The sequence below is a fragment of the Longimicrobium sp. genome (assembly GCF_048594345.1).
GTDB lineage: Bacteria > Gemmatimonadota > Gemmatimonadetes > Longimicrobiales > Longimicrobiaceae > Longimicrobium.
In genome coordinates, this window is record NZ_JBMDXM010000137.1 from 53083 (window position 1) to 65082 (window position 12000).

Below are 12000 nucleotides of genomic sequence, written 5' to 3' on the forward strand. Positions count from 1 at the left end.
ACAGAAGGGGAGGAACGGTGGATGACTCCACCCTTCCTCCCTTTTACTCATCCTGAACGCTACGAAATGCTGGTGCCTCGCACGGATGTGGCGGGCCGCGACGAAGTCCGTACTCCGTTAACTCCGTTGACTCCGTGTGAGGCCCATCTTTTCCGTTCTACGGCGTAGGGCCGCTGCCGGAGCGCAGCCAGGCCTCGCGGAGGCGAAGCTGCTCGGGTGTGGCGGCGGGGTTGGGCACCAGCCGCTGGGGCAGCCCGCGCTCGTCCAGCACCAGGTCGATGCCCAGGAGCGCGAACGACTCGCCCAGCGGCGGGTGCTCGGTGCCGTCTACGTAGCGCGCAAAAAAGTCCAGCACCTGCGGCGAGGTGCGCGCGGCGATCACCTGGTACAGCGAGTCTTCCGCGAACGGGCGGCTGGGGCCGTACGCCCGCGCAAGGTCCAGCATCAGGTCGCGCAGGCCGTGCTGGCCGTTGGACAGCTGCAGCAGGCGGATGTCCAGCAGCCCCGCCACCACCGCGCCGCGCTGGTAGATGTTGCCGTACTGCCGCGCACCCGCGGGCGTGTACGAGGTAAGCGCCAGCTGCCGCAGCGAAACCGTGGTGTCGAAGCGGGCACGGTCCACGCGCATCTTGCGGACGACGCGGTCCAGGTACTCTTCGAGCGTGATCAGCCCGCCGTCCAGCTGCATCTTCTCCGACGCCCACTCCGTCACTCCCTCGTACAGCCACAGGTGTTTGGACGGCACCGGCGTCTGAAAGTTGAAGTGCTCGATGATCTCGGAGTGGATGTTGAGCGGGGTGACCACGTGAAAGAACTCGTGCGCGGAGATGTCCACCGCCCCCTGCCCCACCGCGGGGCTGAACGGCGCGTCGGGCAGCACGTACTCCGAGCTGTAGCTGTGCTCCCACGCGCCCATGGCCTGCCCTTCGCGCGGCGGAACGTAGCGGAAGAGAAAGATGTAGCGGTCCACCGGCAGGCGGCCCAGAAACTGGCCGGCGGCCGCCAGCGTTCCGCGCATGGATTCGCGCAGCTCGTCGGCCGTCACACCCTGGCTGCGCGAGTACGCGGCGATGCGCACGGGCACGCCGGCCACCGTGAGCGACGAGGTGGTGATGCGCGCACCCAGCAGGAACGGCGAGTCTACCGCGTGGTCGTAGCTCCTCGCCTCGTACCCCTCCGGCCCCTTCGCCAGCGGCGTCTCCACCGTCCAGCCCGGCGGATGGTGAAAGCGGATGGTCAGCGGCCGCGCCTGCATCCGCAGGGGAAAGCCCAGCATGGCGTGCGTGTTCAGCAGCGCGTGGTCAGCCTCGATGGCGGTGCCGGCCATGGGGTAGACGGGAAGCTCGCCGGCCGGCGCGTTCCACGTGTCCTGCACCTGGTACGTCACCTGGCGCACGCGCGCGGGGTCGCCGAACACCCACGTGTTCACCGACGTCTGCCGCACCGGGACCGTCCGTCCGCGCGCATCCGCGGCGCGCAGGCCGCGCACGAAGCGCCCGATGTTCATCGTCTGGTACGTTCCCGGCGCCGTGGCGGCAAACTGGAACACGCTGTCCGCCGCCGTGAGCGAATCCACCCGCAGCGTTACGGTGGCGGTGTGCGTGGCGGGGTCGTCCAGGTCAACGGTGTATCGCAGCTGGGCCGCGGCGGGCGCGGCCCACGCCAGCGGCAGCGAGCACAGGATTCGTGTGAGTCGGGTCATGGGCGTACGGAGGTGAGGTGAGCCGGGAGCGTCGCCCCAAGCATACTGCCCCACGCCGCGCGGGGCCAATTACGTTTCGGTGAAATGACGCCGCGCTCCGGTTGCGGAGGCCTCGCCCAGCCCCACTTCGCACCTCGTCGACACCGCGGCCCCGCCCGCCTCACAATGGACGCCGCCCAGCGCACCCCGGGCTGAAGCCCGGGGCTATGACGGCCATAAGCCCTGCCCTGGGCTCGCGGAGCTCGCCCGGCGGGGCTTCCCGGCTCGGGACGTCCGGGGCCGGCGCGCCTCGCCGAATTTCGGTGGGAGCCGATGGATTCGTCCGGTTGAGCACGGGTTATTGATCCGGCACGCGATTTGGATGCACCGCGGCGCGGCGGTTGGCGGCGGATTCTCGGGCCTGGAGGATGGATGACGGGTGGTGCGGCGGACGTGGTGGTGGTGGAGGACCCGGGCGCGGCGTGGATGCGGCACATGCGCACGGGCCAATGGGACGCCGCGTGGCGCGTGAGCGACCGGGTCCTCGCATCGCATGCGGGGGAGCCGTGCTGGGACCGGCCCCGTCACCAGCAGTGGATCTGGGACGGCACCCCGCTGGACGGCAAACGTGTGCTCATCCGCTGCTATCACGGCCTGGGCGACACGCTGCAGTTCATCCGCTTCGCCCCGCTGGTCAAGCAGCTCGCCGCCGAGGTCATCGTCTGGGCGCAGCCGCTGCTCATCCCGCTGCTGCGGACGGCGGACGGCATCGACCGCCTGCTCCCGCTTCACGACGGCGACGTGGGGATCGAATACGACGTGGACGTGGAGGTGATGGAGCTGTCGCACGTCTTCCGCCCCACGCCGCATACGCTTCCCGCGGACGTCCCGTATCTCCACGTCGCCCCCGCCCCGCTGCCGGCCGACGGAAAGCTCGCCGTCGGCCTCGCATGGAAGGCGGGCGACTGGGACGGGCGGCGCAACGTCCCCTATCCCCTGCTCGCGCCGCTGGCCGAAGTGCCGGGCGTGGAGCTGCACGTCCTGCAGCGCGGCGCCGGCCTGGCGGAGCGGGAGGAAGGGTTCGGCGTCGTCGCGGGGTCGGATGATCCGTACGAGGCCGCGCGGGTGATGCGGGCGCTGGACCTGGTGATCTCCATCGACAGCATGCCGGCGCACCTGGCCGGCGCGCTGGGCGCCCCCGTCTGGACCCTGCTGCACGCGGACCCCGACTGGCGCTGGATGGTGGACCGCGACGACAGCCCCTGGTATCCCACGATGCGCCTGTTTTGCCAGGAGCGGCCGGGGGATTGGGAATCCGTCATCGCCCGGGTGGCGGCGGAACTCGGCCGGCTGCGCGGCGGATGAGCATCCGCTGACTCCGGGGGGGCGGCGGCCCATCGCGTCCGTCCGCCATCCCCGTCGTGCATCGGCGCGGCGCGGGCGTTTCGCGGGCCGCGCCGGGCGCGCTATACTGTCCCGCGGCATCGTCCATCATCGCGCGGCACCTACGCGCACCCCGTCTGCATCCATCCATGCACATCATCCAATCGAACAGCACCCGGACGCGTCGCGCGGCTGTGGCGGCGGCGCTGTGCCTGCTCTCCGCCTGCGGCGGCGACCGGGCGGAGGACACCCAGAGCGGCGCCGCGGCCGCGGATCCGGCCGCGGCAGACACGTCGGCGATGGGGATGGCGCGTCGGGCGCTGGGGCCCGAGGTGGCGATGGCGCTGGGCTTTCGCATCCCCAACCGCGACCCCCGCTTTGTCGCCGCCGCACTGCCGGTCATGGAGTGGGTGCCGGACGTGGCGCGCTCCGGCAGCAACGTGGCGCCCGGCGGCTTTGAGCTGGTGATCGTGGAGGTGACGCCGGAGTCGCACGCCGTCCACAAGCCCGGCCTGTACGCATCGCGCGAGCCCTTTCTTCCGCGCCTGGACGACACCGCCACCGCGCCCCCGGCCGACTCGGCGACGCTGTCGCGGATGATGGGCGTGGAGGACGTGGACGGCGACGGCACGCCCGAGGTGTGGGCGGCGCAGTACACCGCCTCGCCCGACGGCGGCCACACCTGGGACCTGCGCGCCTACGACCGCAACAGCCGCACGATGTACCAGGCGTCCGCCGCATACGGCAGCGTGGCGGGAGGCGAAGGCACGCGACAGACCTTCTCCGCGTCCGTGGACCAGAACCCGGCCACGCGGCCGTGGCTGACGGACCGGCTGATGCGGCTGGAGGCTGCGCGGCCCGGAGTGGCGGCCGGCCGGTGAGCCTCAGCCCGCTGGACCTGGTCATCATCCTGGCCTACGTGGCGTTCGTCGCCGTCCTGGGCGGCGTGCTGGGCGGAAAGCAGAAGGACGCCGGCGACTACTTTCTGGCCGACCACGCCATCCCCTGGTGGGCGGCCTGCTTTTCGGTCGTCGCGACGGAAACCAGCGCGCTCACCGTCATCAGCGTGCCGGCGACGGCGTACACGGGCGACCTGTGGATGCTGCAGCTGGCGGCCGGCTACCTGATCGGCCGCATCGCCATCTCCGTCTTTCTTCTTCCCCGCTACTTTCGCGGCGAGATCGCCACGGCGTACGTGCTGCTGGAGCGCCGCTTCGGCAACGGCACGCGGCGGCTGGCCTCGCTCGTCTTTCTGGTGACGCGCGTGCTGGCGGACGCCGTCCGCATCTTTGCCACCGCCATCCCGCTGGCCGTGATCGCGCGCATCCCGGTGTGGCAGAGCATCGTGGCCATCGGCGTGTTCACGCTGCTGTACAGCTACTACGGCGGCCTGCGCGCGGTGGTCTGGGTGGACGTGGCGCAGATGTTCATCTACATCGTGGGCGGGATCGCGGTGCTGTGGGTGCTGATCGGCCTGGTGCCCGGCGGATGGAACGGGATCACGACGGTGGCCGGGGATGCGGACAAGCTGCGGATCATCCACCTGGACGGCGGATTCGCGAAGGGAAACTGGCTGGTGACGGGGATGGTGGGCGGCGCGTTCCTCACCATGGCTTCGCACGGGGCCGATCACCTGATCGTGCAGCGCCTCCTGGCCTCGCCCTCGCTGCGCGACGCGCGGCGGGCGCTCATCGGCTCGGGGGTGCTGGTCTTTCTGCAGTTCGCGCTCTTCCTGGTCATCGGCGCGGCGCTGTGGGTGTTCTATGGCGGACGCGCGTTCCCGCAGCCGGACGCGGTGTTCCCCACCTTCGCCGTGGAGCATCTGCCGCCCGGGGTCGCCGGCCTGGTGGTCGCGGCCGTCCTGGCGGCGGCGATGTCGTCGTCGCTGAACGCGCTGGCTGCCGTCAGCGTGCACGACCTGTACGTGCCGTTCACCAGGCGCACCGACGACGAGCACCTGCTGCGCGTGGGCAAGCGCTTTACGCTGGCGTGGGGCGTGGTGATGATCGCCGTCTCCCTCGCGTTTCAGCTGCTGGCCGCGGGAACGCCGCTGGTGGTGATCGCGCTGCAGATCGCCTCGTTCACCTACGGCGGCCTGCTGGGCGGATTCCTGCTGGGATTGATTTCGCGGCGCGCGGACGGGCGGGACGCGTTGACGGGCATGGGCATTGCCATCGCCGCCATGGCCTCGCTGTGGGCCGCGCAGCAGTTCGGCGCGATCCCCAAACTGGTCGACACGCTGTGGTTCGCGCTGCTGGGATCGGCGATCACGGTGAGCGTGGGGATGCTGAGCGCGCGGCTGCGGCCCTCCCCCGGCGGCGCCTGAGAGCGCGCCACCCCCTCCCGCAAACGGCGCGGGAGGGGGGATAAACGGCACCGGCTGTAGGGTGTCGCGGGACGTGAGGCGCGAGGGTGGGGCCTGCCACCGCCTCTCCCCCACATCTGCGTGGGAAGGACGCGACGCACCTTGTCGAAGCGGGATCGAAGTTCTCCCCTCTCCGTGAGGAACGAACGGGGAGGGGCCGGGGGAGGGGCACCCCGGCGGACGCAGTGCGACGCTCGTCCGGGGATAAAGGCACAGGATCGAGTGAATCAACCAGTCCAGTACGCGGGGACGACGATGAACGGGGAACGATGGACGTGATCCTCTGGGTAAAGGCGGCGGTGCTGGGACTGGTGGAGGGGATCACGGAGTTCATCCCCGTGTCGTCCACCGGGCACCTGATCCTTACGCAGGACTGGCTGAACTTTACGGGGAAGAAGGAGAACGCCTTCATCATCTTCATCCAGCTGGGCGCCATCCTGGCCGTGGTGTGGATGTACCGCAAGAAGTTCTGGGACGTGCTGCGCACCTGGCGCACCAACCCCGAAAGCAAGCGGCTGATCATCAACCTGATCGTGGCCACCATCCCCGCCGTGGTGGTGGGGCTGCCCACGGAAGACTGGATCGAGGCGCGGCTGTTCAAGCCCTTTCCCGTGGCGCTGGCGCTGGTGGTGGGCGGCGTGGCCATCCTGCTGATCGAACGCCACTTCAAGCGCCCCACCGTGGAGTCGGTGGACCACATTCCCCTCAGCAAGGCGCTGGGCGTGGGACTGTTCCAGGTGCTCGCCATCATCTGGCCGGGGATGTCGCGCTCCGGCGCCACCATCATGGGCGGGCTTACGCTGGGGCTGTCGCGCACGGCGGCCACGGAGTTCTCGTTCTTTCTGGCGGTGCCGGCCATGCTGGGCGCCTCGGTCATCAAGATGGGCGACATCGCCGAGGTGGCCACGCCGGCCGACATCCCCATCTTCGCCATCGGCTTCGTGGTGGCGTTCATCTCGGCGCTCGTCGTGATCCGCACGCTGATCGCGTACGTGTCCAAAAACACCTTTCGCCCGTTCGCCTGGTACCGCATTGTGTTCGGGATTGTGCTGGTCGCGGTCTACTGGAACAGCCGGGGCTTCTGACGCCCCGGCCACCCTCTCTCACCGTCCGGACGGAATCCCTCCATGGCATCCCCCGTGTCGCAGTTGCTCCAGCGCCTGCCGCCGGAGCTGAACCGCAAGCTGGAGCGCGCCGAAGCCCTGGCCCGCGAGGCGATGATCGACGTGCACGCCAACCTGGCGCTTGACCTGGTGAGCATTCTGGCGCCGCGCATGCCCTTCGACGACGCCATCGAGCGCTACCTGGAGAGCATGGAGCTGGAGGGCGAGGAAAAGGAGGCCATCGGCACGCGCGCCGTGGCGCTGATGGACGAGCGCGAGGTGCAGGAGGACCTGGCGCGCGAGGGAACCCGCGGCTGGGGGTGGGACTGGCGCTACGCCACGCCGCTGGGGGTGCTGCGCTACATCCGCCGCCACCAGAAGCGCAGCGACGAAGAAGAACTGTGGCTGGAGCTGGCCGCGGCCCGCGCCGAAGAGGCGCTGGTGGAGGGGCACATGGAGTACGCGCTGCAGTTCGTCAACGTGATGCACGAGCACCAGCACGCGGACCCCACGCGGGCGGTGGCGCTGTACGTGGAACGGCTGGAGCTTCCGGAGCTGCGGGCCCGCATGGTGTACCAGCGGGTGATGGCGCAGCTGGCCGAAGACCTGCTGCCGCGGCTGCCGGACGAGCAGTAGGCCGCCCCAAGCACGAACCTTGCGCCTGCCGGGCGACGGATGGTCCCCGCCGCCCGGCGGGACGTTTACGTTACCGACCGGAAAAGCAGAACATGCGCATGGAGATGGAGTGGAGCCGCAAGGCGGCGGCCGCGGCCCTGCTGGCGGTGCTGGCGGCGTGCGGAGGCGGCGGCGACGCCGCGGTATCGGAGAGTGCGGCGGGTGACAGCGCGGGCGCCGTGGCGACCGGCGACAGCGCCGCGGCGGGCGGACCGCAGGCGTCGGCCGGCCAGCCGCGCAGCAACCTGCCCGCGGGACCCACGACGGATCTGCCGCCCAACGAGCTGGGTCGCATCATGGTGCTGGAGTACCACCGCACCGGCAGCCCCGAGGGCGAGTTCGTCCGCACGCTGGACAACTTCCGCAAGGACCTCAAGGCGCTGCACGACGCCGGCTACCGCCCGGTGACCATGCGCCAGGTGCTGGAGGGGAACATCGACATCCCCCGCGGCACCACGCCGGTGGTGTTCACCATGGACGACGCCACGCGCGGCCAGTTCTACTACCGCCCGGACGGCAGCATGGACCCCAACACCATGATGGGGTCGTGGGTGTCGTTCAAGGAGCAGAACCCCAGCTGGGGGCCCGGTGGCATGGTGTGGTGCATTCTGCCCGCGGCGGCGCACCCGTCCAACTTCTTTGGCGAGACGGCGGACCGTGAGACCCAGCGCGAGCAGCGCGAGGCCACCATCCGCAAGAAGATGGAGTTCATCGTCCAGAACGGCCACGAGGTGTGCAACCACACGCTGTACCACGCCCGCCTTGACCGCGCCAGCAACGCGCAGCAGGCCATGGACTGGATCGGCATCGGCGAGGACAGCATCAAGGCGTACCTGCCGGCGGACTACGACATCGTGACGTTCGCGCTGCCGCTGGGCATGTGGCCCGACCAGAAGTCGGCGGCGTGGCAGGGCACCTACCGCGACGGCAAGCGCTACGAGAACAAGGTGGTGCTGGAGGTGTCGGGCGGGCCCAGCGTGACGCCGTGGGACACCCGCTGGGACCCGCACTCGGTGGACCGCTTCATCGTGGCGCCGGGCGCGCTGGAGGCGCAGCTGCGCCGCTGGGAGGCAGACCCCACACACCGCTACATCTCGGACGGCGATCCGCAGACGATCAGCTACCCGGCCAGCCAGGCGCAGTACCTGAACCGCAGCGCGCTGGGCGGACGCACGGCGCGCGAGGTGCCGGCCGCGGCGGCTCCGGCGGCGGGTGCGGCCCCCGCGGCGGCGGCGCCGGCAAAGGCGCCCTGACGGCTTGATGGACGAGGGATGGAATCCCACCCTGGCTCCGGTGCCGGGGTGGGATTTTTTTCGGTGGATGGGGTGGAATCGAACTGCGCCGACGGAGTGCCCCTCCCCCGGCCCCTCCCCGCTCGTTCCTCGCGGAGAGGGGAGAATTCGATCCCGCTTCGGAAGAGTCCACGCGGCTTCCGCTAGCGTGCGCTACCTGAATCTGCGGAGAGATGGTTGGATTTCTGCTACACCCGAACCTGGAGATCGACGTCTCGCCAAGCGAGTTCGTGTTCCGGCAGGATGGCAACGTGGTCCGGATGCGGACGGTCGTGGAGCCGGACGTGGGCGCGGGTGTGCGCTGGTTCGGGATGGAGGGATACCAGCCGCCCCGCCACCCGCTCGCGCTCTTCGCTCCCGGCGGAAATCCGGCCCACTCGCGCACGGAGCACCTGCGCGCGTGGCTGCGCGTGGGCCTGATCGAATGCCAGCACGGCCGCAGAATCCTCCTTCGCCCGCACGCGACCGTGCACGACGCCGCCTCGCTGGACGCGGTGCTGCTGGGCTACCAGTACGCGCTGCTGCGGAGCGAGCTGATCGCGGCAGGCGCGCGCACGGTCCGCTTTACCGAACGCCCGCCCCTGGCGCCGCCGGCCGGCTATGAGAAGCCCGTCTCGTCAACGCACAATGAATAGCCCGCCGGGAGCTTCACCGGCGGGCCCGATCCTGGAGAACCGACGGACGCCGAACCATCAGCACATGTACACCCCGCCGTACGTGCACCGGTAATCCTGCGTGTCGCAGCCGTAGTTGTTGCCGCAGGTGTAGTCGCACGTGTTGTACGGAGCACACGATCCGCAGGGACTGGTGGGAGAGCAGGTGTCCATGCAGTCCGTTATGCCCCCGTTCGTTCCGCATCCGATCCCCGACTCTGCCGCCTGCACCGTCCCCCGCGACTGAATCTGGGTTTCGGTAAGGAACGACTCCACGCGCAGGTCCTGCATCCGCAGCTTCTTCAGTTTCTTCATGGCGTCCTCCATACGCTTCAAGCACGTAATGCGACATCCGATTTGGACATCCGCTCCAGAATGATCATTCATCGCGAAGAAATCAACATTCATGTCGCGAGTGGATGCCCACTGTGATGTCCCCGGCCAATCAGTGCGCGTGCCCGGGCTCCGTGGCGGCGTCCATCACGCGGCGCATGCGCGCGGCCTGCACCGGGCGCAGGATGCGGCCGCGCTCGGCGAGATAGGTGGTCCACGCGTTCTCGGCGGCGGCGTTGAGGGTCGCGGCGGACGCGGTGCGGGAGGCGCGGACGGACTCCGCCTGGCGATCGCAGGCGCGGCGCAGGTCGCGCACCTGTCCGCGAGAGAGCCCCGCCAGCCTGTCCGTGCGCCGCACCTCGTCCGCGCAGCCGCCGGGGGCGAGCAGGGAGACGCCCATCGCCGCGTCTTCGCTGGCGCCGGCGGCGTGGGCGGCGGGGAGGCCGGCGCGCAGGTACGGCAGGCCGCGGTGGCTCCCCGCGAACATGCCGTCCGGGTTCTCCGACCACACCCACGCGTGCACCATGGTCAGCAGCGTGCGCCCGTCCCCGCCGCCTACGCGCCCGCGCCGGATGCGCCGGTCCACGATGGCGCGCAGCAGCGGCCGCTCGGCCGTGGCGGCGCGCGCCAGGCGCGTGACGTCGTGCGTGTGCCACACGTCACCCGCGCCGGCGAAACCCTCCGGCACCGGCTCGCCCGGCCGGCGATAGTAGGTGTAGGCCACGCCCACCAGCACCTTCCGTCCGTCGATCGTGGCGTACTGCAGCGTGGAGGGGCGCGCCAGGTCCAGCGGCCGGCGGACGGCCTCGGGCAGGTACCAGTGCTCGCCCACCAGCGGCCCCTCCATCCCGAACAGCCGATACCCCTCCCGCCGCGCCACGCCGATGTCGCGGTAGCGCGCCGTCGCCTGCCGCACGCGCTCCACCTCCGCATCCACCGCAACGCTGGAAGCCGAAGCCGCCGAGGCAGGGGGATGCGCGTGGTCGTGCCCCTGCGCGGGGAGCGCCGCGGAGGCAAGCGAGGCGGCGGCGGTAAGTGCCAGAATGGTTCGCATTCCCTCTTCCTCGGGTGAAAGCGTGCATCCTTCCAGTACACCCGGCGGCACCGGTCCGTTTGCGCATGCACCCATCCCCCGTGCGCCACGAAACTTCGCCGCCGCACGCGCGTACGGGCCTGCGCATCCATCGTGCTCCGCTTCGCCTTCCCGCATCCATCCGCATGCCTTCGCCCGACACTCCTGAACACTCGCCGCAGACGCACGTCGCGGCGCTTGCCTCCGTCCGCGTGGGCGTGGGCGCCCTGCGCATGAACCCGTTGCGGACGGTGCTGGCCACCCTGGGCGTCATCGTGGGCGTGGGCTCGCTGGTGGCGGTACTGTCGCTGGGGGACGGGATGGAGAGCTACGCGCGGCGCGAGCTGGCCACCACCACCGGCGCGCAGAACGTCTACGTAACGCCCGTCACCTACGACACGATGGACGGGATGCGGATCGCCCGCGACGACTTTCCGCGCTTTGGGGCGGCGGACGCCGCGCGGGCAGCAGGGGTCGCGGGCGTGGGCTCGGCATCGATCACCTTCTCCGGCACCACGCTGGTCCGCGGCGACTCCGCCGGCCGCGACCGTGCCGCCCGCGTGACGGCGGCGCTGGCGAACACCATGGAGTTCTACGGTGGCGAGCTGGGGACGGGCCGCTTCTTCACCGACGCGGAGGTGGCGGCCAACGCGCCCGTCGCCGTTGTATCCCACAACCTGGCGCGCGAACTCGCCCCCGGGAACGACGCAAAGGCGCTGGTCGGCCGCACGGTTCTCTTTCGCGGTGCCCCGCGAACGGTGGTGGGGGTGATGAAGGCGCGCGAGAACGAGGAGGGTTTCGCCGCGTACGTGCCGCTCCCCGCCGGGGCGGCCGTGATGGCGCCGGGCGAGGCGGACCGCGCGCGGATGCTGGTGCTGCGCGCCGCCACCGTGGAGCAGGTGGACAGCGCCCGCGCGGCCACGGAGCGGTGGCTTGCCGCGCGCTACGGAAGCGCGGACAGGTTTGACGTGGCCACCGACAAGGCGCGCTCGCGGGAGATGGCGCGCGGGTTCCTGATCTTCAAGGTGTTCATGGGCGCCATCGCGGGGATCTCGCTGCTGGTGGGCGGCATCGGGATCATGAACGTGCTGCTGGCGTCGGTGACGGAGCGCACCCGCGAGATCGGCATCCGCAAGGCCGTGGGCGCCCGCCGCCGCGACATCGTCCTGCAGTTTCTCGCCGAGTCCGTCGCGATCACCGGCTCCGGTAGCCTGCTGGGGCTGCTCTTTGGGCTGCTGGTAGCGTTCGCCGTGACGGCGGTGATGCGCGCCACGCTGGACGTGCCCATGTACGCCGGCATCTCGCTTTCCACCCTGGCCGTCGCTGCCTTCTCCGCGATCATCGTCGGCCTTACCTTTGGCACCTACCCCGCCCTGCGCGCCGCGCGCCTCAGCCCCATCGACGCCATCCGCCACGAGTAGCCCCGCGATGCCGCCACCTGAA

Annotated in this window: 11 protein-coding genes; 8 read left to right on the forward strand and 3 right to left on the reverse strand. The window is 70.4% G+C overall.

Annotated elements, in window-relative coordinates; translation table 11 throughout:
- Nucleotides 1–157 precede the first annotated feature (157 nt).
- Nucleotides 158–1702: a peptidase gene (locus ACOJUJ_RS15280; protein ID WP_420127755.1), complete on the reverse strand. Its 1545-nt coding sequence runs from the start codon at nucleotides 1700–1702 to the stop codon at nucleotides 158–160.
- Between the two features lie 411 nt (nucleotides 1703–2113).
- Here ACOJUJ_RS15280 and ACOJUJ_RS15285 point away from each other — a divergent pair, with 411 nt between their 5' ends.
- From ACOJUJ_RS15285 to ACOJUJ_RS15315, 7 genes are all read left to right on the forward strand, one after another.
- Nucleotides 2114–3046, forward strand: a complete 933-nt coding sequence (locus ACOJUJ_RS15285) for a glycosyltransferase family 9 protein (RefSeq protein WP_420127756.1) — start codon at nucleotides 2114–2116, stop codon at nucleotides 3044–3046.
- Nucleotides 3047–3213: 167 nt separating this feature from the next.
- On the forward strand, nucleotides 3214–3945 hold the full coding sequence (locus tag ACOJUJ_RS15290; protein ID WP_420127757.1) for a hypothetical protein: 732 nt from the start codon (nucleotides 3214–3216) through the stop codon (nucleotides 3943–3945).
- Entirely contained in the window at nucleotides 3942–5390 is a 1449-nt protein-coding gene (locus ACOJUJ_RS15295) for a sodium:solute symporter (protein ID WP_420127758.1), read from the forward strand. The genes ACOJUJ_RS15290 and ACOJUJ_RS15295 overlap by 4 nt, the downstream gene beginning before the upstream one ends.
- Before the next feature lie 308 nt (nucleotides 5391–5698).
- Nucleotides 5699–6514: an undecaprenyl-diphosphate phosphatase gene (locus ACOJUJ_RS15300; protein ID WP_420127759.1), complete on the forward strand. Its 816-nt coding sequence runs from the start codon at nucleotides 5699–5701 to the stop codon at nucleotides 6512–6514.
- Nucleotides 6515–6568: 54 nt separating this feature from the next.
- Nucleotides 6569–7168: a hypothetical protein gene (locus ACOJUJ_RS15305; RefSeq protein WP_420127760.1), complete on the forward strand. Its 600-nt coding sequence runs from the start codon at nucleotides 6569–6571 to the stop codon at nucleotides 7166–7168.
- A 92-nt stretch (nucleotides 7169–7260) separates the two neighbouring features.
- The gene (locus ACOJUJ_RS15310; protein ID WP_420127761.1) at nucleotides 7261–8460 is read left to right on the forward strand and encodes a hypothetical protein; all 1200 of its coding nucleotides are present in this window, start codon (nucleotides 7261–7263) and stop codon (nucleotides 8458–8460) included.
- 212 nt (nucleotides 8461–8672) lie between these two features.
- The gene (locus ACOJUJ_RS15315; protein WP_420127762.1) at nucleotides 8673–9134 is read left to right on the forward strand and encodes a hypothetical protein; all 462 of its coding nucleotides are present in this window, start codon (nucleotides 8673–8675) and stop codon (nucleotides 9132–9134) included.
- Nucleotides 9135–9191: 57 nt separating this feature from the next.
- Here the strand turns inward: ACOJUJ_RS15315 and ACOJUJ_RS15320 are convergent, their stop codons facing one another.
- Nucleotides 9192–9467, reverse strand: a complete 276-nt coding sequence (locus ACOJUJ_RS15320; protein ID WP_420127763.1) for a hypothetical protein — start codon at nucleotides 9465–9467, stop codon at nucleotides 9192–9194.
- A 130-nt stretch (nucleotides 9468–9597) separates the two neighbouring features.
- Nucleotides 9598–10539, reverse strand: a complete 942-nt coding sequence (locus ACOJUJ_RS15325) for a hypothetical protein (protein WP_420127764.1) — start codon at nucleotides 10537–10539, stop codon at nucleotides 9598–9600.
- 164 nt (nucleotides 10540–10703) lie between these two features.
- Here ACOJUJ_RS15325 and ACOJUJ_RS15330 point away from each other — a divergent pair, with 164 nt between their 5' ends.
- Entirely contained in the window at nucleotides 10704–11978 is a 1275-nt protein-coding gene (locus ACOJUJ_RS15330) for an ABC transporter permease (RefSeq protein ID WP_420127765.1), read from the forward strand.
- Nucleotides 11979–12000 lie beyond the last annotated feature (22 nt).